Raw genomic sequence first — 21,611 nt, forward strand, 5'->3', positions numbered from 1 at the left:
AGAATGTCCAGATGGACAGCCCAGCGAATTCGGATATGTGATATTTGTGGTTCGTTGCGAACTTTCGGTTCGTATCATCTTCACCACCACAATTTGGCTTCGTGCGCAAATTGCTTGGGTGTTATATGGTCAAGCCTCACGGGCAATTAGTATTGGTTAGCTCAACGCCTCACAGCGCTTACACACCCAACCTATCAACGTCGTAGTCTTCGACGGCCCTTTAGGGGATTCAAGATCCCAGTGAGATCTCATCTTGAGGCAAGTTTCCCGCTTAGATGCTTTCAGCGGTTATCTCTTCCGAACATAGCTACCCGGCAATGCCACTGGCGTGACAACCGGAACACCAGAGGTTCGTCCACTCCGGTCCTCTCGTACTAGGAGCAGCCCCTCTCAAATCTCAAACGTCCACGGCAGATAGGGACCGAACTGTCTCACGACGTTCTAAACCCAGCTCGCGTACCACTTTAAATGGCGAACAGCCATACCCTTGGGACCGGCTTCAGCCCCAGGATGTGATGAGCCGACATCGAGGTGCCAAACACCGCCGTCGATATGAACTCTTGGGCGGTATCAGCCTGTTATCCCCGGAGTACCTTTTATCCGTTGAGCGATGGCCCTTCCATACAGAACCACCGGATCACTAAGACCTACTTTCGTACCTGCTCGACGTGTTTGTCTCGCAGTCAAGCGCGCTTTTGCCTTTATACTCTACGACCGATTTCCGACCGGTCTGAGCGCACCTTCGTACTCCTCCGTTACTCTTTGGGAGGAGACCGCCCCAGTCAAACTACCCACCATACACTGTCCTCGATCCGGATAACGGACCTGAGTTAGAACCTCAAAGTTGCCAGGGTGGTATTTCAAGGATGGCTCCATGAGAACTGGCGTCCCCACTTCAAAGCCTCCCACCTATCCTACACAAGCAAATTCAAAGTCCAGTGCAAAGCTATAGTAAAGGTTCACGGGGTCTTTCCGTCTAGCCGCGGATACACTGCATCTTCACAGCGATTTCAATTTCACTGAGTCTCGGGTGGAGACAGCGCCGCCATCGTTACGCCATTCGTGCAGGTCGGAACTTACCCGACAAGGAATTTCGCTACCTTAGGACCGTTATAGTTACGGCCGCCGTTTACCGGGGCTTCGATCAAGAGCTTCGCTTGCGCTAACCCCATCAATTAACCTTCCGGCACCGGGCAGGCGTCACACCCTATACGTCCACTTTCGTGTTTGCAGAGTGCTGTGTTTTTAATAAACAGTCGCAGCGGCCTGGTATCTTCGACCGGCATGGGCTTACGGAGCAAGTCCTTGACCCTCGCCGGCGCACCTTCTCCCGAAGTTACGGTGCCATTTTGCCTAGTTCCTTCACCCGAGTTCTCTCAAGCGCCTTGGTATTCTCTACCTAACCACCTGTGTCGGTTTGGGGTACGGTTCCCAGTTATCTGAAGCTTAGGAGCTTTTCTTGGAAGCATGGTATCAACCACTTCGTCGCCTAAAGGCAACTCGTCATCAGCTCTCGGCCTTAGAATCCCGGATTTGCCTAAGATTCCAGCCTACCACCTTAAACCTGGACAACCAACGCCAGGCTGGCCTAACCTTCTCCGTCCCTCCATCGCAATAACTGGAAGTACAGGAATATTAACCTGTTTTCCATCGACTACGCTTTTCAGCCTCGCCTTAGGGACCGACTAACCCTGCGTCGATTAACGTTGCGCAGGAAACCTTGGTCTTTCGGCGTGCGAGTTTTTCACTCGCATTGTCGTTACTCATGTCAGCATTCGCACTTCTGATACCTCCAGCAAGCTTCTCAACTCACCTTCACAGGCTTACAGAACGCTCCTCTACCGCATCATCATAAGATGATACCCGTAGCTTCGGTGCATGGTTTGAGCCCCGTTACATCTTCCGCGCAGGCCGACTCGACTAGTGAGCTATTACGCTTTCTTTAAAGGGTGGCTGCTTCTAAGCCAACCTCCTAGCTGTCTAAGCCTTCCCACATCGTTTCCCACTTAACCATGACTTTGGGACCTTAGCTGACGGTCTGGGTTGTTTCCCTTTTCACGACGGACGTTAGCACCCGCCGTGTGTCTCCCATGCTCGGCACTTGTAGGTATTCGGAGTTTGCATCGGTTTGGTAAGTCGGGATGACCCCCTAGCCGAAACAGTGCTCTACCCCCTACAGTGATACATGAGGCGCTACCTAAATAGCTTTCGAGGAGAACCAGCTATCTCCGAGCTTGATTAGCCTTTCACTCCGATCCACAGGTCATCCGCTAACTTTTCAACGGTAGTCGGTTCGGTCCTCCAGTCAGTGTTACCTAACCTTCAACCTGCCCATGGATAGATCGCCCGGTTTCGGGTCTATACCCAGCGACTAAACGCCCTATTAAGACTCGCTTTCGCTACGCCTCCCCTATTCGGTTAAGCTCGCCACTGAATATAAGTCGCTGACCCATTATACAAAAGGTACGCAGTCACCTAACAAAGTAGGCTCCCACTGCTTGTACGCATACGGTTTCAGGATCTATTTCACTCCCCTCTCCGGGGTTCTTTTCGCCTTTCCCTCACGGTACTAGTTCACTATCGGTCAGTCAGTAGTATTTAGCCTTGGAGGATGGTCCCCCCATATTCAGACAAAGTTTCTCGTGCTCCGTCCTACTCGATTTCATTGATAAGAGATTTTCGTGTACGGGGCTATCACCCACTATGGCCGCACTTTCCAGAGCGTTCCACTAATCTCAAACCAACTTAAGGGCTGGTCCCCGTTCGCTCGCCACTACTAAGGGAATCTCGGTTGATTTCTTTTCCTCAGGGTACTTAGATGTTTCAGTTCCCCTGGTTCGCCTCTTGCACCTATGTATTCAGTACAAGATACTCAGCTTATGCTGAGTGGGTTCCCCCATTCAGAGATCTCTGGATCACAGTCTGTTTGCCGACTCCCCAAAGCTTATCGCAGGCTACCACGTCTTTCATCGCCTCTGACTGCCAAGGCATCCACCGTATGCGCTTCTTCACTTGACCATATAACCCCAAGCAATCTGGTTATACTGTGAAGACGACATTCGCCGAAAATTCGCACGTCGCTCTTTCGAGCAGAACTCACAAATTTTACCTTAGCCTGATCCACCAGCAGTGAAACTGGTGTTCAGTCTATTTCTATCACATATCCGAATTTTTAAAGAACGATCTGACAAAAGCCAGAAATCAACATTCGAAGCGAATGCTCATTTCTGAGTTTGATCAAGCAGTACAGCGTAAGTGGTGGAGCCAAGCGGGATCGAACCGCTGACCTCCTGCGTGCAAGGCAGGCGCTCTCCCAGCTGAGCTATGGCCCCGCATATTGGTAGGTCTGGGCAGATTTGAACTGCCGACCTCACCCTTATCAGGGGTGCGCTCTAACCAACTGAGCTACAGACCTATATAGGGTCTTGATCGTCTTCAACTTCTTGAATCAAGCAATTCGTGTGGGTGCTCATCAGCAGGCTGATGTCGTCGATTAAGGAGGTGATCCAGCCGCAGGTTCCCCTACGGCTACCTTGTTACGACTTCACCCCAGTCATGAATCACACCGTGGTAACCGTCCTCCCGAAGGTTAGACTAGCTACTTCTGGTGCAACCCACTCCCATGGTGTGACGGGCGGTGTGTACAAGGCCCGGGAACGTATTCACCGCGACATTCTGATTCGCGATTACTAGCGATTCCGACTTCACGCAGTCGAGTTGCAGACTGCGATCCGGACTACGATCGGTTTTGTGAGATTAGCTCCACCTCGCGGCTTGGCAACCCTCTGTACCGACCATTGTAGCACGTGTGTAGCCCAGGCCGTAAGGGCCATGATGACTTGACGTCATCCCCACCTTCCTCCGGTTTGTCACCGGCAGTCTCCTTAGAGTGCCCACCATTACGTGCTGGTAACTAAGGACAAGGGTTGCGCTCGTTACGGGACTTAACCCAACATCTCACGACACGAGCTGACGACAGCCATGCAGCACCTGTGTCAGAGTTCCCGAAGGCACCAATCCATCTCTGGAAAGTTCTCTGCATGTCAAGGCCTGGTAAGGTTCTTCGCGTTGCTTCGAATTAAACCACATGCTCCACCGCTTGTGCGGGCCCCCGTCAATTCATTTGAGTTTTAACCTTGCGGCCGTACTCCCCAGGCGGTCAACTTAATGCGTTAGCTGCGCCACTAAAATCTCAAGGATTCCAACGGCTAGTTGACATCGTTTACGGCGTGGACTACCAGGGTATCTAATCCTGTTTGCTCCCCACGCTTTCGCACCTCAGTGTCAGTATCAGTCCAGGTGGTCGCCTTCGCCACTGGTGTTCCTTCCTATATCTACGCATTTCACCGCTACACAGGAAATTCCACCACCCTCTACCGTACTCTAGCTTGCCAGTTTTGGATGCAGTTCCCAGGTTGAGCCCGGGGCTTTCACATCCAACTTAACAAACCACCTACGCGCGCTTTACGCCCAGTAATTCCGATTAACGCTTGCACCCTCTGTATTACCGCGGCTGCTGGCACAGAGTTAGCCGGTGCTTATTCTGTCGGTAACGTCAAAACAGCAAGGTATTAGCTTACTGCCCTTCCTCCCAACTTAAAGTGCTTTACAATCCGAAGACCTTCTTCACACACGCGGCATGGCTGGATCAGGCTTTCGCCCATTGTCCAATATTCCCCACTGCTGCCTCCCGTAGGAGTCTGGACCGTGTCTCAGTTCCAGTGTGACTGATCATCCTCTCAGACCAGTTACGGATCGTCGCCTTGGTGAGCCATTACCCCACCAACTAGCTAATCCGACCTAGGCTCATCTGATAGCGCAAGGCCCGAAGGTCCCCTGCTTTCTCCCGTAGGACGTATGCGGTATTAGCGTTCCTTTCGAAACGTTGTCCCCCACTACCAGGCAGATTCCTAGGCATTACTCACCCGTCCGCCGCTGAATCGAAGAGCAAGCTCTTCTCATCCGCTCGACTTGCATGTGTTAGGCCTGCCGCCAGCGTTCAATCTGAGCCATGATCAAACTCTTCAGTTCAATACTGCTTGGGTTTTTAAGAAACCCTAAACTTGGCTCAGCAATCTCAAATGACTATGTGATTTCTCGCATGGTCACTTGTGATGCTGATAATCTTTTTGACTATCAGTCCATACTCACAAGCACCCACACGAATTGCTTGATTCAATTTGTTAAAGAGCGTTTGGTTAAGAGCTTTTCGTCTCAACCGAGGCGCGCATTCTACGCTTTCCTCAGAGCCTGTCAAGCGTTTATTTTGAAGTTTTTTGAAACCGCTTTCTTTCAAAAGCCAACAACTTCAACATCTTACCGCTTGCCTCGTAGCGTTTATCGCTGCGAGGAGGCGAATAATACGCGCTTTAACATCAGAGTCAACACCTTGAACTGAAAAAACTTTCTGCTGTTGTTTAGCCGCCGCCGGCAACTAATGAAAGCGGCGCGAATCTGTAGAGAAATACCTCAACGGAGCGGAGCGGCCATGAGCGAAGCGCAAAGCGAGAAAACCCCCGGTCTATCGGCGGATGAGGAGCAAGAAGTCAGCCATAACCAGCCGCCACGTGCGGCGGTATTGCATGAGATCATTCGTTACCAGGGCGACCAGGAACTAGAACGTACCCTAGCCGCGTTGTGGTGGTCGGCACTGGCCGCGGGTTTGTCGATGGGGCTGTCGCTCATGGCCATGGGCCTATTCTACGCCCGCCTGCCGGAAGGCGACGGTGCCCAAGTCATTGCCAGCATCGGCTACAGCGCAGGCTTCCTCGCTGTCATATTGGCGCGCCAGCAGCTGTTCACCGAAAACACCCTGACCGCCGTATTGCCCATCATGACCTCCCCTACCCTAACCAACTTCGGGCGCCTGCTTCGGCTCTGGGGCGTAGTTCTGCTCGGCAATCTCGCCGGCACCCTGCTGGTAGCCTGGGTAATGCTGGAGCTACCGATCTTCGACAGCAAGACTGACGTGGCCTTCCTCGAAATCGGCCGCAAGGTGATGAAGAACGACGTTAGCCAGATGTTCGCCAAAGGCATCGTCTCGGGCTGGATGATCGCGACCATGGTCTGGATGATCCCATCGATGGAGCACGCCAAGATCTGGATCATCCTGATGATCACCTACCTGATGGCTCTGGGCGACTTCACCCATATAGTCGTTGGCTCGGTCGAGGTGTCGTACCTGGTCTGGGCCGGTGATGAAACCTGGCGCAGCTTTTGGCTGGAGTTCGCCTTGCCGACTCTGACGGGCAACATCATTGGTGGTAGCTTCATCTTCGGCCTGATCAGCCATGCACAGGTGCGCAGTGACAACGGCAAGCCGCCCTCGCAATTAATGAAAGATGACCAACCGGCCACCCCACGCCGCAAGGACTCAGAAAAATGAGCCTCAGCCACATACCGGCAAACAGACTGGCCGCGATCAAGTCAATTTTACCCACGGCGAAGCTGCCACGCGCAAGCTGGCCTATCCTGATTGAACCTCCTTCCTGACCGCCTGGCGGGAGGCTGCCTGAAGGAGCCGCTCGCGCATGGCCAGGACCGCCAACCTTGCACCCCGCCCCACACCACGTTTGCAGGTGCGCCGCCTCATCGCCGGCTTCAGCGCCGTTTTCGGCCTGGCCGGCCTGGTCATCCTCGGCGCCCTGTTCAATATCGCAGGCACTCTTGACCATCAGGAGCGCCAGCGCAGCGCCACACAGGCGACCCAGGCGTTGGAGCAGCGGCTGCTCGCCTCGCGCCAGTTCCTGTCCAGTTACGCCGTGTGGGATGCAGCCTTCGAGCACCTGGCGGGCCAGGCCGACTGGAAATGGGCCTACGAAGAAAAGAACGTGGGCGAGTCGTTGTACAGCGCCAGCGGCTATGAAGGGGTGTTCGTGGTAGAAGACACGCGCACTACCTATGCCTTGTTCAAAGGCCAACCTACCCAGGCGGCGGCCAGTACCTATATAGATGCAACGCTACAGCCGATCATCGACCAAGCCCGCGCTGCGGCTGTCCCCCGGGAACAAATCACCCGCTTTGTGCTGTTCAATGGTTGGCCGGCCGTGCTCAGTGCCGCCGCTGTGCGCCCTGACCGGGAGGTTACCGACAGCGAGGTGAGCCAGGCGCCGGTGATGCTGTTCGTCGACCAACTCACCGAGGACAAGCTGGCGCGGTTGAGCAGCAGTGCTGGCCTGACCGGCATGCATGTGGAAAAGAATGAGGTAGGTGAGCACGGCCACTTGCGCATTGACCTCGGCGAGACCGGCTACCACTTGTCCTGGAGCAGCCCGCTGCCGGGGCGTCAGTTACTGTCGGCAGTATTGCCACCACTGGCCGGTGCCTTGCTGATACTCGGCCTGGCCATGCTGTACCTGTTCCGTCACGCCTTGCGCAGTTCGCGGGCGATCGACCTGACGCTCGCGCATCTGCAACGCAGCAATCAGGCGTTGGAGGCCAGCGAGCAGCGTTTTCGCGCGGTGGCCGAGTCGGCGTCCGACTGGATCTGGGAAACCGACCGACAACAACGCTTGACCTACTTGTCGCAACGCTTTGCCAATGTCACCGGCTATTCGGTGGACGACTGGCTCGGCCACCCAATCAATCAGCTGCTGGCCTGCGATACCACCCCGCTGTCGCCATGGCTGGATGCCCTCACCACGGCCGACCCGCAACAGCTGGCCAACCTGCGCTGCACCTACCGTGACAAAAATGGCCAGAACCGCTATTGCCGGATTTCGGCCCGCGCCATTTGCTGCGACGGCAAACCCATCGGTTATCGCGGCACCGCCAGCGACATCACCGACGAAGTCGACGCCCATGCGCGTATCCAGCACCTGTCACTGCATGACCCGCTGACGGGGCTGGCCAACCGCAACAAACTCGCCAGGCATCTGGAGCAGGCACTGCTGCGCGGCAGCGATTCGCCGCCACTGACCCTGCTGCTGCTGGACCTGGACAATTTCAAACCGATCAACGACTCGCTTGGCTACGCCGCCGGTGACGCCGTGCTGCAAGAAGTAGCGACGCGCCTGCGTGACACCACCCGTGACGGTGACCTGGTTGCGCGCCTGGGTGGCGACGAGTTTATCCTGGTGCTCAGCGGCATGGACAACCGCAGCGAGATCGACCGCTTTTGCGCGCGCCTGATCAGCCTGCTGCAACAACCCATCCTCTTCGACAGCCAGCCCCTGCACATTGGCACCAGCATCGGCGTGGCCCAGACTCGTACCCAGGGTTTCGATGCCGGCGAACTGATCCGTTGCGCGGACATTGCCCTGTACCAGGCCAAGGCCGATGGCAAGAACACATGGCGCTATTTCGCTGCCGAAATGAACCAGCAGATCCAATACCGTCGCCAGCTGGAAAACGACTTGCGCCGAGCCCTGCGTGACCAGGAGTTCGAACTGCATTACCAGCCGCGCTACCGCCTCAGCGACCTGCGCATCGTCGCGGTCGAAGCCTTGCTGCGCTGGCAGCATCCGCAGGAGGGGTTGCTGGGGCCTGACACTTTCATCCCCTTGGCTGAGCAGAGCGACATCATTGTCGCGCTGGGCCGCTGGGTGCTGCGCGAAGCCTGCCGCACCGCCCACGACTGGCCAGCCGACGTACTGGTTTCGGTGAACCTGTCGCCTGCCCAGTTCCTGCGCAGCGATGTGGTGGCCGACGTACGCGAGATCCTGCTGGACACCGCATTCCCGGCCCAGCGCCTGGAGCTGGAAATCACCGAGAACGTGATGCTCAACGACATCGAAGGCGCGCTGGGTACCATGCTGTCGCTGAAGGAGCTTGGCGTGCGCCTTAACATGGACGATTTCGGCACCGGCTACTCGTCGCTGGGCTACCTGCGCACCTACCCGTTCGACAGCATCAAGATCGACAAGCGTTTCATTGCCGGGCTGAACAACAGCGGCGGCAACGACCGCGCCGTGGTTCAGGCCATCATCAACCTGGGCGAGGCGATGGGGCTGACGGTGACGGCCGAAGGGGTGGAAACCGAGCAGCAGCTGCGGGCTTTGGAAAAGGACCGCTGCCATGAAGTGCAGGGCTATTACCTGAGCCGGCCGCTAGACAGCGCGGGGGTGGAGGCGTTGCTGCACCAGGCATCTGAGCGATCGGCGCCCTACCTGTAGGCGCGGGCTTGCCCGCGAACACCAGCAAAGCCGGTGCCATACACCGCGTTGCATGATTCGCGGGCAAGCCCGCTCCAACAGAGTTCCAGCCAGATCAACAAGCTATGTGTTTCTTCCAAGGGCAGCCTGGCCCTGCTGCAAGCTGCGTTCGGCCACGATTTCCGGCAGGTCGCGCCGGCGCAGGTAGGCGCGCAGCGGTTCGCCGATGTTCAAGCGGTCATCCACATGCTGCTCCAGCAACAGCGACAGCCGGTCGCGGCACAGGGCCATGCGCTGCCCTTGCTCAAGGCGCCAGACAAACTCACTGCACGGGGTGATACTGGCGTCTGCCACGTCCATGCCAAACGAATCTTCAGAAAAGCGCACAATATGCACACCGCGTTTGCCATGAAAACCGACAAAGCCCTTGAGCTGATCGGCAGCGGTGCAGATGTCCTGGGAAGTGATGGCCATGCCGTAACCTCGCAAAAAAATCGGAAGATACGCACGCCGGGCGGGAAACGGTTACCTCTACTGGGCAACTCGTGCTCAGTAGCCTAACGCAAGGCGCCGCACAGATGCCATGGCTTTCATCGTTCACCGCCCGCAATCAAGTGCATACCAGGCTGCGCAGCAGCCCCTAGGGCACTCACTGCCGATCGCGGTCCTCCTGCACCTGCACACTCGCCGTCATCCCCGCACTCAGGGTCACCCCCTGCGGCACCTGGTCCAGGCGAATGCGTACCGGTATGCGCTGCGCCAGTCGCACCCAGTTGAAGGTCGGTTCCACCTCCGGCAGCAACTGGCTGTCGGGGTTGCTATTGCGGTCGGTGATGCCGCGGCTGATGCTCTCCACGTGGCCTTGCATCGGCTCGCCCGCCCCCATCAACCAAACCTTCACCGCATCCCCCTCGCGAATGCGCGGCAGCTTGGTTTCCTCGAAGTAGGCCTGGATATAAAAGGTTGAATCGTCCACCAGGGCCATCACCGATTGCCCAATGTTCACGTAATTACCTTCGGCCAGGCGCAGGTTGGTGATATGCCCGCTGCGCGGTGCCCGCACTGCACTGCGCGCCAGGTTGATCTTGGCAACCTGCAATTGCGCCTCGGCCTCATGCAGTTCGCCACGCGCGATGGCGGCATTGATCTGGGCGTTTTCACGCAACTCGGCACTGATCGCCTCCGGCCCCAAGGCGGTACGCCGGGCCGCTTCACGCTCGCGCAGGCGCAGTTGCTGGGCGCGCGTCTCGGTCACGGCACTGGCCTGGTCGAAAGCCGCCTGGAAACGCTCGCGGTCGATGCTCATCAGCAAGTCGCCGGCCTTGACCTGCTGGTTGTCACGGGCTTTCAGCTCGCGCACCCAGCCGGACACATCGGGCGCAATCACCACCACATCGGCGCGCACACGGGCATCGCGGGTCCAGGGGGTGAGCATGTAGTACTGCCACAGCTGATAGCCGGCGAACACAGCAAGGGCCACCACACACAAGGTCACCAGAATACGTACGGCCGCACGCATCGAAACACTCCTTTATAAAGCTCCCAGCAGTCGCACCACCAGGAACAGCACACAAACGAACAGCGCCGCATCGAACAGCGCTTCATGCCAGATCCAGCGCCCCAACGGCGTGGCCTGCACCAGCAGACGCAGCAACCCGGTGAGCAGCAGTGCCAGCACCACATAAACCAGAAACGGACTGAAAAGCACGCCGCCCACTTCCCACTCACGCAACCCCATGGGCTTCCTCCTGCCAACGGCACCATTTGCCCCAGCTTTTCTGCAATTGCAGCACCGCGCCTTCGGCCAACCTCAGCGGGTCGCTCGAGGGTAACCGGTGCAACGCGCTGATGAACTGCTTGCTGGCGCTATCCAGGTGCTGCCCGCGACCGGGCGCCGGCCCCTGGGCCAGCACCGCTTGCACCTGCAGCAGGTATTCGCGCTCGGCCTGCCCCAACGGGGCCTGGGCGACCGCCAGGCACATGCGCAGGTGGACCAGTTCATCGCCGATATCCAGCCCATGCAGGCCGTCATCCCAGCGTTTGCGCTCGCTTTCGGGCAACTCGGTGGCATGCCGCGCCAACTGCATCAGGCGGTCGGCCATACGCCCACCAAACCAGCTGTCCGCCCCGCGCAGGTCGCGCCGGGTTAGGCGCACCAAGTCGCTCTGGGTCGCCGCGCGCAGGCGTCGGCCCAGCCAAGCCGGGTGACGAAACACCAGCAAACGAAAGGCCATCACCGCCGCCGACACCCCTACCAGCATGGCCAGTGCACTGTTGAGCAGGGTGGCCACGCCAAAATGCATGGCATTAAGCGGTGACACCAACACAATGAAGTGCAGGCAGTACGACGTGGCCGTGGCCCCAGTCCGAGGGTGGGCCATACCCAGCGCACCGAAAAATAGCGGCACGCCCATACCCAGGCAAAGCATGGCGAAGCTGCTCCATTGCGGCAACAAAATTTGCCCGACCAGAAACGCTGCAGGAATTGCCAGGAAGATCCCGCGCAAAAAGCTCAAGCCGATCTGCGCACCATTCTCGCGGCTGGCGAACAGGCTGCATACCACACAGGTCAACACCAGGCCACCCGGCGCCGAAGGCCAGGCCGTAGCCAGCCAGAAGCCGCTCATTACCAAAAAGGCCAGCGCGCTGCGTGAACCGAACAGCAAGGCCAGCGACCAATCGCGGTGCGCGGCAAGGCCCTGAGGCACATCCTTGGGCGCCCTGCCGGCCTCCACATCAGCCAGTGCCTGGCTGGCAGCCATGGCGTAATCCAGCAGCAGGGCCATGCGCGCCAGGCAGAAGTGCTCGGCCGAACTGATTTGTTCATCGTGGGCGGCGTCCCAGATGCGCTGGCGCAGCAGCAACAGGCTGGGCTGGTCAGGTTTGCCGAGCAGTGCTCGCACCTGCGCCAACCAAGGCGCCAGGTGTTCGGCCTCTCGCTCATCGAGTTGCCGCCACTGCCGGCGCACCGAACGGGAGATGCGCAACAGCACCATCAATTTCTGGCTCAGACCGCGAATGGCGCGGGCACGCTGGCGCCCGCGGTTGCCTTCGAACCAGGCGTGCTCGCGCTGGCTGTCAATGGCAACGATACGCCCCAAGCTCTCCAGCAAGCCTTTGCGCGCCTCGTCCTCGCCGCCCAGCATCGCGCTGGCAGCTTGCAAGCCGTTCTGCCAAGCCTGGCGGGCCTGGCCGCCCAGCTGCTGCTCCACCCGCATGGGCCAAAGCAAAGCACTGCTGGCGGTAGCACAGAAGATACCCAGACAGATTTCGGTGCAGCGCGCCACTGCCTGGTCGAACACTTGCAACGGGTGGTCGATGGCCGGCAAGGCGATGATTGCCGCCGTGTACCCAGCCAGTACAAAGGCGTAGGCCCAGGCGCTGCGTATCTGGGTGGACGCTGCGGTACACAGGGCCAGCCACAGCGCCAGGGTGAGCAAGAACAGCCCTGGGGTCTGGGCGAACAAGCCGATAAACAGCACCGACATGACCGTACCCACCAAAGTCCCTGCCAAGCGCGCCAGGCCTTTTTGCACCACCATGCCCGACAGCGGCTGGGCGACGATAAAGGCGGTCATCAGTGCCCAAGAGGGTTGTTCCAAGCCCCAGCGCATCGCCAACCACAACGCCAGGCCGCCACCGAGCAAGGTTTTGATGGCGAACTTGAGGGCGAGGCTGCTGGGGGCGAACAGGGCCTGGAGAGTGATTGGCACGAGGCGAACCTTGCGGATGGTCTTGTAGAAAAGATAGACAACGGGGAGAAGGATAAAACGCAAACGATTAATTAGCTAGCTAATCATCTTTACTGGGACACAGCCTTTCCTGGGCCCACGAAAGTGGCCGGCACACACAACACCTAAATCGCAGGCAAAAAAAATGGGCGACCGAAGTCGCCCTAAATGCCTTGCGTGCTCGTGTATCCAGAAGGTCAGCGCGGTTTGCGCTTGTTCGAGTCCTTCCAGATGAAAATGCCCAGACCGGCAAAGAAGGCGACCATCAACCCGACCGTTACCACACCGGCGATAACCACGTTGTCGAAGAACATGCTGGCCTCCCCATTCGTTTGCCGTTGTCCGATGGGTGCAAGATAACCAAAGTGGGGGTGGGGAAAATTGATCGGTGTCAATAGTGCCCGGGGCCGGGCACACGAGGCGGGTGCAGGGTTGACCTGCGTCAGTTTTCAGCGCTTCTTCGGCTTGCCTTTGGGCTTCTTTTTCTTGCTGGTGTTCAACGGCAGGGCCTGCTCGAATGCGTTGCGCATTTCGTTCAGGCGCTTTTCCTTGAGGTCGTGGACGCGTTTAGCGCGTTCGGCATCGAAATCGATGAGGTTGTCTTGGCTCATGGGTGGGCTCGACGATCAACTGAGACTTGCATGATGAAGCCCGGCGCGGACGCTGACCAGCCCCGCGTCAGACTTCGATGTCCACCAGCAGCCCCTGGCGTACGTGCTCGCCCATCATCGGTGCCACCGGCACGGTGTTATCGGCGTTGACCTCGTACCCCGGCACGGCACTGTAGCGCTCATCGTCGCCCTTGTGCCGGCGTTGCTGCTGGCGGCGCTGCTCGTCGCGCAGCAGCAGCGCCTGCTCCCGTGGGTCGCGCTGGTGCTTGAGGTCGATGGTACTTTCGCTGGAGGCAGGCTGGGTCGGCACCACTGGCTTGATGTCGGGGGTCGGCTTGACCGGGTCCTGTTGCGAGGTCACCGGGGCGGCACTAAGCGGAATGATCGGCGGCAGCATGGACGTTCTCCTATGCCCCCTGTATCGGCAGGCGCGGGCTTACCTTGATGTCATGCAGGGCACTTATTCGGCATCGTCGTCGGGCTCGTCGTCGCTGGGCGGGCTGGCTTCGCTCCAAGGCCGCTTGTAAACCTGCTGCCAAACCGCGTCCATGTGCTCACGCAGCACCTGCGGCGCCGCTTTGAGCGAGGCGCTGTCCTCACGCTCACCGCCAATTGGTTCTTCACCCGCCGGGGTAATCAGCGACTGGCCGGTGATGGTGTAGCTGGCCTGCCCTTCGCGCATCTCAATGGCAATGTCGTGCGGGTCGATGCCGCCGCCGCAGAAGGCGTGGCTGGCCACCGTCACTTCGGCCACGCCGTCCTTGTTCAAGTCGCTGGCATCACTGACATCGTTATAGAAGTCCACGTCCAGGTCCAGGCCGGGGCACGTGGTTTCCTGCTCGATCTGCCAGCGTGCCTTGAACGCGTCGCTTTCGGCGGAGCGCCCGTACAAGGTGGCCCTGAGTATCACCTTGTCCACTTCCTGTTCACTATCCGGGTCGCTGGCTTGGCCATCGCTGCGGCTCAAGACCAGCAAGCCTTCGCCGTCGCGGTCACGAAAATGCACGCTCTTGATCGGCGTCTGCACGCCGAGTACCTCAAGCTGCTCCATCGGGATAGGGGGTAAGGTCGCGAAGTCTTTCTGCTCGCAGGCACTCAGCAGCAGCAGGCTGCCCACGGCCATCGAAGCGCTGATCCAGCGGTGCTTGGCAGACATGTTGATCCGGTGCCCTCGTCAGCGGCGCAGTACAGGGCGATGAAACGACTAGACTGTGCCTTTCGATACCTTTCGGTGCGCTCAGCACTTTGGTCTGGTCGGCCGATCCGTTAACATAACCGGCTTTTTCACCGCGGGAGTTCAGGCAGTATGGCGCAGCAGTATCAACCGGGGCAACGCTGGATCAGCGACAGCGAAGCAGAGCTCGGCCTGGGTACCATCCTGGCGCAGGATGGCCGCCTATTGACCGTGCTCTACCCGGCCACTGGCGACACCCGCCAGTATTCCCTGCGCAATGCGCCGCTGACCCGCGTGCGCTTCTCGCCAGGTGACCAGATCACCCACTTCGAGGGCTGGAAGCTGACCGTTCGCGAGGTCGAGGACATCGACGGAATAATGGTCTACCACGGCCTGGACGGTCAGAACCAGCCGCGCACCCTGCCAGAAACCCAACTGTCGAACTTCATCCAGTTCCGCCTGGCCAGCGACCGCCTGTTCGCCGGGCAGATCGACCCGCTGTCGTGGTTCAGCCTGCGCTACAACACCCTGCAGCACACCAGCAAGCAGATGCAGTCGGCGTTGTGGGGCCTGGGCGGTTGCCGCGCGCAACCCATCGCCCACCAGTTGCACATCGCCCGCGAAGTCGCCGACCGCAGCGCCCCACGCGTTTTGCTGGCCGACGAAGTAGGCCTGGGCAAAACCATCGAGGCCGGCCTGGTGATCCACCGGCAGTTGCTGTCGGGCCGCGCCAGCCGCGTACTCATCCTGGTACCGGAAAACCTCCAGCACCAGTGGCTGGTAGAAATGCGCCGCCGCTTCAACTTGCAGGTCGCCTTGTTCGACGCCGAGCGCTTCATCGAAAGCGACGCCAGCAACCCGTTCGAGGATGCCCAGCTGGCGCTGGTGGCCCTGGAATGGCTGGTCGACGACGAAAAGGCCCAGGACGCGCTGTTCGCCGCCGGCTGGGACCTGATGGTGGTGGATGAAGCGCACCACCTGGTCTGGCACGAAGACCAGGTCAGTGCCGAATACGCCCTGGTCGAACAGCTGGCCCAGGTGATCCCGGGCGTGTTGCTGCTCACAGCCACCCCCGAGCAACTCGGCCAAGACAGCCACTTCGCCCGCTTGCGCCTGTTGGACCCTAACCGTTTCCACGACCTGGCTGCCTTCCGCGCCGAGAGCGAGCACTATCGCCCGGTGGCCGAGGCCGTACAGGAGCTGCTCGACGAAGGCCGCTTGTCGCCCCAGGCCCACGCTACCATCCAGGGTTTCCTCGGCGCCGAAGGCGAAGCCCTGCTGGCCGCAGTCAGCGACGGTGACACCCAGGCCAGCGCCCGCCTGATCCGCGAACTGCTCGACCGCCACGGCACCGGCCGCGTACTGTTCCGCAACACCCGTGCCGCTGTCCAGGGCTTCCCCGAGCGTCAGTTGCACCCCTTCCCGGTGGCAATGCCCGAGCAATACCGCGACCTGCCCCCTGGCGAAAAGGCCGAACTGTACCCGGAAGTCGCTTTCCAGGCGCAGGGTGACGTTGCCGAAGACGAGCGCTGGTGGCGCTTCGACCCGCGCGTCGACTGGCTGATCGACACCCTGAAAATGCTCAAGCGCACCAAAGTGCTGGTGATCTGCGCCCACGCCGAAACCGCCATGGACCTGGAAGACGCCCTGCGGGTGCGCTCCGGCATCCCGGCTTCGGTGTTCCACGAAGGCATGAGCATTCTTGAGCGTGACCGCGCCGCGGCTTATTTCGCCGACGAAGAATTTGGCGCTCAGGTGCTGATCTGCTCCGAGATCGGCAGTGAAGGCCGTAACTTCCAGTTCTCGCACCACCTGGTAATGTTCGACCTGCCAGCGCATCCAGACCTGCTCGAACAGCGTATCGGCCGCCTGGACCGGATTGGCCAGAAGCACACCATTCAACTGCATGTCCCCTACTTGCAGGACAGCCCGCAAGAGCGCCTGTTCCAGTGGTATCACGAAGGCCTTAACGCTTTCCTCAATACCTGCCCGACCGGCAACGCCCTGCAACACCAGTTCGGCCCGCGCCTGCTGCCGCTGCTGGAAAGTGGTGAAAGCCAGGCCTGGAGTGCCCTGGTGGCCGATGCCCGCAGTGAGCGCGAACGCCTGGAAGCCGAACTGCATACAGGCCGTGACCGCCTGCTAGAGCTCAACTCCGGTGGCGCTGGCGAAGGCGAGGCGCTGGTCGAAGCCATTCTCGAACAGGACGACCAGTTTGCCCTGCCGATCTACATGGAAACCCTGTTCGACGCCTTCGGCATCGACAGCGAAGACCATTCCGAAAACGCCCTGATCCTCAAGCCGAGCGAGAAGATGCTCGACGCCAGCTTCCCGCTGGGCGACGACGAAGGCGTGACCATCACCTACGACCGTGCCCAGGCGCTGTCGCGCGAGGACATGCAGTTCCTTACTTGGGAACACCCGATGGTGCAAGGCGGCATGGACCTGGTGCTGTCCGGCTCGATGGGTAACACCGCCGTGGCACTGATCAAGAACAAGGCGCTCAAGCCGGGCACCGTGCTGCTCGAACTGCTGTTCGTCAGCGAGGTGGTGGCGCCGCGCAGCCTGCAACTCGGCCGCTACCTGCCACCGGCAGCATTGCGCTGCCTGCTCGATGCCAACGGCAACGACCTGGCGTCACGCGTGGCCTTCGAAACCCTCAACGACCAACTTGAGAGTGTGCCGCGCGCCAGCGCCAACAAGTTCGTCCAGGCCCAGCGTGACGTGCTGGCCAAGCGCATCAGTGGTGGTGAAGAGAAGATTCTGCCGACCCACATTGAGCGCGTGGCCGAGGCCCAGCGCCGCCTGGCAGCGGAGGCTGATGAAGAGCTGGCGCGCCTGATCGCGCTGCAGGCCGTCAACTCAAGCGTACGGGATAGTGAAATCGACGCCTTGCGCAAGCAGCGCAAAGACGGCCTGGCCATGCTAGACAAGGCCGCCCTGCGCCTGGAAGCCATTCGCGTGTTGGTGGCCGGCTAATCCTGCCTCCGCGGTCCCTGTAGGTGCGGCCACAACGCCGCTCCTACAGGGACCGTACAGCGGCCAAACTGTATATTCCCAGCTGCGATCAAACTGATAACCAAATCATTGAAATCAATATGCCATTAGTCAGGAAGGCTTAAGCACCTCTTCCTATACTGCCTCTGGACAGTCTGCACAGGGTCGTAGCGCAGACGAGTGAAAACTCGATCAAGAGGCATTCAATGGAATGGCTGGGACTGCAACTGTTCACTGACCTTCCGGCCACCGGGCGCATCGTCATCGATTGCCGGCATGAGCCGTTTCTGGTTTTAATCGCTTACGTTGTTGCCTGTGCGGCGTGCTTCGCTACCCTGGACATGGCAGAGCGCCAGTCCCACAGCGAAGACCCCACCGCCCACCGGCAATGGAACATGCTCGGTGCTTGCTGCCTGGCCGGGGGCATCTGGGCCATGCACTTCATCAGCATGCTGGCCTTCCAGGCCCCGGTAGAAGTGCACTATGACGTTTCCCTTACCATTCTTTCGCTGCTCATTGCCCTGGGCGTCGCCTGGCTGGCCATGCACAGCCTCGACCGCAGCCAGATGCGCGCGCGGCACTACCTGCAGAGTGCAGTGCTGATTGGCCTGGGCATCATCGTCATGCACTTCGTCGGCATGGCCGCCCTGGAAACCGGCGCCCAGCAGTACTACCAGACCACCCTGCTGTTGGCCTCTGCCGCCATCGCCCTGCTTACCAGCTTGGCCGCGCTGTGCCTGGCCCGGTACTTCCGCCATGGCAGCGGTATCCTGCACCAAGTCATGAAATACGGCGCCAGCCTGCTGATGGCCGGCGGCATCGTCGCTACCCACTTTACCGCGATGGCGGCCATGACCCTGGTCATCCCGGCCGATACCGCCCTGCGGTTGCCCTCTGGCGACAACAGCCTGCAACTGGGGCTGGGTATCGGCTTCATCACCTTGCTGATCAGCGGTGCCAGCGTCAGCGCTGCGCTGGCCGACAAAAAGCTGCAAAGCAAAGAACATGACCTGCGCCGCGTCAGCGTACTGCTCAGCCAACTGGACCAAGCCCGCGCATCGCTGCAGCAGGCCGCGCACTACGACGCCTTGACCAACCTGGTCAACCGCCGCGGCTTCAACCAGGTGTTCGCCGAACGCCTGGCCGAACACCAGGCTACTGAAAGCCGCTTGGCAGTCATGTTCCTCGACATCGACCATTTCAAGCGCATCAACGACAGCCTCGGCCACGACGCTGGCGACCAACTGCTCAAGGTGATCGCCAATCACATCAAGGCGGCCACCCGCAATCACGACCTGGTCGCGCGCTTTGGCGGCGACGAGTTCTGCGTGGTCACCAGCCTTAACAACCGCGACGAAGCCAGGCACATGGCCCAGCGCATCATGCAGCGCATGAAAGAGCCCATCGACCTGGGCGGCCGACGCATGGTCATGACCACCAGCATCGGTATCAGTATCTTCCCGGACGACGGCAACACCGCCGACGAACTGCTCAAGCATGCCGACCTGGCCCTGTACCAATCCAAGGACAGTGGGCGCAACAGCGTGAACTTTTTCAACGACAACCTGAAGACCCGAGCCTCGATTGCCTTGCAACTGGAGGAAGAACTGCGCCTGGCCCTGCTCGAAGAGCGCGGACTTTGCGTGTATTACCAGCCGATTTTCGACCTGCGTAGCGGCCAAGTCGCCAAACTGGAAGCCCTGGTGCGTTGGCAGCACCCGCAACACGGCCTGCTCGGCCCCGACCGCTTTATCGGCATTGCCGAGAGCAACGGCCTGATCATCGACCTCGACCTGTGGGTGCTGCGCCACGCCTGTGCCGACCTGGCCTACCTGCAGCGCCACGGCTATGGCGACCTCAAGGTTACGGTCAACTGCTCGGCCGTCACCCTCAGCCATGAACAGCTACCCAATGAAGTGGAGAACGCTTTGTTCCACGCAGGGCTCGCGCCCCGGCAACTGGAACTGGAGGTGACCGAGAACGCCCTGATGGGCGATATCCAGCGCACGGTCAATTTGCTCAAGCGCGTTCGCGCCTTGGGTGTGGCGCTGTCGATCGATGACTTCGGCACCGGCTACTCGTCGCTGGCCTACCTCAAGCGCCTACCGTTGGATGTGCTGAAGATCGACCGCACTTTCCTGCAAGAGGTGCCGGGTAGCCAGAAAGACCGCGAGATCGTCCAGGCAATTATCGTCATGGCGCATACCCTGCACTTGCAAGTCGTCAGCGAGGGCGTGGAAACCGCCGAACAGGTGAAGTTCCTTGAAACCCACGGCTGCGACTACCTGCAGGGCTACCTGCTGGGCCGCCCCGAGCCGCTGGCCGAACTGCGGCCGCAACTGGAACGGCTGCAACACCAGAGCGGTGTACTTACCCCTTGCTGCGGTACAGTTCGACCAGGGTCGCCGGATCTTTTTGCAGATACCCCTGGCTACCGTGCAGGCGCATCAATTGCGCGGCGAGGCCACTGATCGGCGTCGCCGAGCCTTGCTCGCGGGAGAATTTGACCGCGCCATCGAGATCCTTGAGCAGCGTGCGCACGTGCCACTTGATTGGCTCGAAGCGGCTCTCGGCCATTTGCGGCGCGAGGATTTGCAATGGTTTGGAATCGGCAAAGCCGCCAGCCAGCGCTTCGGCAAGCAGCGTCGCGTCGACCCCGGACTGTTCTGCCATGGCCACCACTTCGGCAATCACCAGGGCATTGCAAGCCACGATCATCTGGTTGCAGGCCTTGGTCACCTGGCCGGCGCCCACCGCGCCCATGTGCGTCACCCGCTGGCCCAGGACTTGTAACACCGGGCGCGCACGCTGCAGGTCGGCCGCCGCGCCACCCACCATAATTGCCAACGTGCCGGCTTCGGCACCGGGCGTGCCACCGGACACCGGGGCGTCGAGCCAGGCCATACCGCACAGCGCCGCCAGTTCGGCGGCCATTTCCCGGGTGGCGGTGGGCTCCAGGCTGGAGAAGTCGATCAGCAACTGGCCGCTATGCCCGCCCTGGGCAATGCCTTGCTCGCCGAACACCACGTCGCGCACCACAGCCGTGTCAGCCAAGCACAACAGCACCATGTCGCTGTCGCGGCACAGTTCGGCAGGGCTGCTGGCCAGGCGTGCGCCGGCGGCCACCAGGGCGGCGCACTTGTCCGGGCTGCGGTTCCACACGGTCAGCGCGTAGCCCGCTGCCAGCAGGCGCCGGCACATGGGCAGGCCCATCAGGCCAATACCCGCGAATCCAAGCGAAGGTAGTGCAGTGCTCATCTAAGACTCCTACTGGATCGAACATTATCCACGCGCGCCAAAACAGTGGGGTATTACGCATCCCGTAAACTGTTACCGCCACGCCGAATTGTTACTTACCTCTACCCGTCATGAACGCCTTCGAGCACCACAACGGGGCCGCTGCGTATTTTCACGCACCAAAAACGATCAAGCCTCTGCGGCGGGCTTGATTTGAATCACGATGAACGGTGAAACCACCACTGCCCAGATCTCTGGATCGCGGCTTTGCAGCACCTGAGCCTGCTCGGCCGTTACCGGCCCGACAGTGCCATCACTACGCCACTTGGCGAAGATCTCGCTGCGATTCTCGGCCATCGCCTCGGCAACGGCAATCAGGTCCAGGCTCTGGTCGACCCAAATCAGGTCACCTTTGGCCCAGAAGCGCTCCAGGGCTTTCCACTCGATGATTGCCGTCTCGCCAAGCAATTTGGCATAGAGGGTGCTTGTTTGATCAGTCATGGGTGATACCCGCAAAAAACAGCCAATAAAAAGGCCGGCATTTTTGCAGAAAAACCCGGTTTCAAATAAGTAATTTGGTCGCTTGGCCCCGAACTTGTGGGATGGGGCCGCAGATGCAGGCAGTTTGATGGCGCTTTTTTGTATCTTTGTGTCGTTCAAGCGACAACCCAGGAAGCAGGCACTTTTCGACCGCTTTTCAAGCGCTCGAACAGCGCTCTACACTGTACCGGTACAGTTCCGGGACATGTCTCGGGGGAAGGTGGGCTTG

Annotated in this window: 14 protein-coding genes, 2 tRNA genes and 2 rRNA genes; 4 read left to right on the forward strand and 14 right to left on the reverse strand. The window is 59.8% G+C overall.

All coding sequences use genetic code 11. From position 1 onward, the window contains the following. Positions 1 to 125: 125 nt before the first annotated feature. The 4 genes from DV532_RS19320 to DV532_RS19335 all read right to left on the reverse strand — a co-directional run bounded on the left by DV532_RS19320 (position 126) and on the right by DV532_RS19335 (position 5,031). Positions 126 to 3,018 (reverse strand): 23S ribosomal RNA (locus DV532_RS19320). Between the two features lie 238 nt (positions 3,019 to 3,256). Continuing rightward, positions 3,257 to 3,332, reverse strand: a tRNA-Ala gene (locus DV532_RS19325). A gap of 6 nt (positions 3,333 to 3,338) precedes the next feature. After that, a tRNA-Ile gene (locus DV532_RS19330) sits at positions 3,339 to 3,415 on the reverse strand. Positions 3,416 to 3,494: 79 nt separating this feature from the next. Then, positions 3,495 to 5,031 (reverse strand): 16S ribosomal RNA (locus tag DV532_RS19335). Together the 16S and 23S rRNA genes with 2 tRNA genes alongside form the textbook arrangement of a ribosomal RNA operon. 457 nt (positions 5,032 to 5,488) lie before the next feature. On the opposite strand from DV532_RS19335, the gene DV532_RS19340 reads away from it, so the two are divergent. Beyond that, complete coding sequence (locus tag DV532_RS19340) at positions 5,489 to 6,385, forward strand: formate/nitrite transporter family protein (protein ID WP_056802238.1); 897 nt, start codon at positions 5,489 to 5,491, stop codon at positions 6,383 to 6,385. A 145-nt stretch (positions 6,386 to 6,530) separates the two neighbouring features. Beyond that, a complete protein-coding gene (locus tag DV532_RS19345) occupies positions 6,531 to 9,113 on the forward strand; it encodes an EAL domain-containing protein (RefSeq protein ID WP_056802236.1) in 2,583 nt (860 codons plus the stop codon). 102 nt (positions 9,114 to 9,215) lie between these two features. Here DV532_RS19345 and DV532_RS19350 read toward each other — a convergent pair whose 3' ends face one another. The 8 genes from DV532_RS19350 to DV532_RS19375 all read right to left on the reverse strand — a co-directional run bounded on the left by DV532_RS19350 (position 9,216) and on the right by DV532_RS19375 (position 14,590). Then, entirely contained in the window at positions 9,216 to 9,566 is a 351-nt protein-coding gene (locus DV532_RS19350; RefSeq protein ID WP_056802235.1) for a DUF2025 family protein, read from the reverse strand. A gap of 175 nt (positions 9,567 to 9,741) precedes the next feature. Next, positions 9,742 to 10,611, reverse strand: a complete 870-nt coding sequence (locus tag DV532_RS19355; protein ID WP_056802232.1) for an HlyD family secretion protein — start codon at positions 10,609 to 10,611, stop codon at positions 9,742 to 9,744. A gap of 12 nt (positions 10,612 to 10,623) precedes the next feature. Then, on the reverse strand, positions 10,624 to 10,830 hold the full coding sequence (locus tag DV532_RS19360; protein WP_056802231.1) for a DUF1656 domain-containing protein: 207 nt from the start codon (positions 10,828 to 10,830) through the stop codon (positions 10,624 to 10,626). Beyond that, positions 10,817 to 12,805 (reverse strand): FUSC family protein, encoded by a 1,989-nt coding sequence (locus DV532_RS19365; RefSeq protein ID WP_056802229.1) that lies wholly within the window; start codon positions 12,803 to 12,805, stop codon positions 10,817 to 10,819. Before DV532_RS19365 ends, DV532_RS19360 begins: the two co-directional genes overlap by 14 nt. Before the next feature lie 215 nt (positions 12,806 to 13,020). Continuing rightward, positions 13,021 to 13,137: a cytochrome c oxidase subunit CcoM gene (gene ccoM / locus DV532_RS31085; protein WP_003254862.1), complete on the reverse strand. Its 117-nt coding sequence runs from the start codon at positions 13,135 to 13,137 to the stop codon at positions 13,021 to 13,023. A 135-nt stretch (positions 13,138 to 13,272) separates the two neighbouring features. Next, positions 13,273 to 13,434: a hypothetical protein gene (locus tag DV532_RS30430; protein ID WP_162948979.1), complete on the reverse strand. Its 162-nt coding sequence runs from the start codon at positions 13,432 to 13,434 to the stop codon at positions 13,273 to 13,275. A 67-nt stretch (positions 13,435 to 13,501) separates the two neighbouring features. Then, entirely contained in the window at positions 13,502 to 13,831 is a 330-nt protein-coding gene (locus DV532_RS19370) for a hypothetical protein (RefSeq protein ID WP_056802228.1), read from the reverse strand. A 63-nt stretch (positions 13,832 to 13,894) separates the two neighbouring features. Next, positions 13,895 to 14,590, reverse strand: a complete 696-nt coding sequence (locus DV532_RS19375) for a M949_RS01915 family surface polysaccharide biosynthesis protein (protein WP_056802226.1) — start codon at positions 14,588 to 14,590, stop codon at positions 13,895 to 13,897. Between the two features lie 150 nt (positions 14,591 to 14,740). Here DV532_RS19375 and rapA point away from each other — a divergent pair, with 150 nt between their 5' ends. Continuing rightward, on the forward strand, positions 14,741 to 17,587 hold the full coding sequence (gene rapA / locus DV532_RS19380; RefSeq protein ID WP_056802224.1) for an RNA polymerase-associated protein RapA: 2,847 nt from the start codon (positions 14,741 to 14,743) through the stop codon (positions 17,585 to 17,587). A gap of 224 nt (positions 17,588 to 17,811) precedes the next feature. Further along, a complete protein-coding gene (locus DV532_RS19385) occupies positions 17,812 to 20,076 on the forward strand; it encodes a bifunctional diguanylate cyclase/phosphodiesterase (RefSeq protein ID WP_056802222.1) in 2,265 nt (754 codons plus the stop codon). Here the strand turns inward: DV532_RS19385 and DV532_RS19390 are convergent. Both DV532_RS19390 and DV532_RS19395 read right to left on the reverse strand, forming a co-directional pair. Further along, complete coding sequence (locus tag DV532_RS19390; protein ID WP_056802220.1) at positions 19,976 to 20,863, reverse strand: NAD(P)-dependent oxidoreductase; 888 nt, start codon at positions 20,861 to 20,863, stop codon at positions 19,976 to 19,978. The two genes, DV532_RS19385 and DV532_RS19390, sit on opposite strands and share 101 nt — an antisense overlap. 168 nt (positions 20,864 to 21,031) lie before the next feature. Further along, on the reverse strand, positions 21,032 to 21,343 hold the full coding sequence (locus DV532_RS19395; protein WP_056802218.1) for a DUF2288 domain-containing protein: 312 nt from the start codon (positions 21,341 to 21,343) through the stop codon (positions 21,032 to 21,034). Positions 21,344 to 21,611 lie beyond the last annotated feature (268 nt).

Source organism: Pseudomonas sp. Leaf58 (genome assembly GCF_003627215.1).
GTDB lineage: Bacteria > Pseudomonadota > Gammaproteobacteria > Pseudomonadales > Pseudomonadaceae > Aquipseudomonas.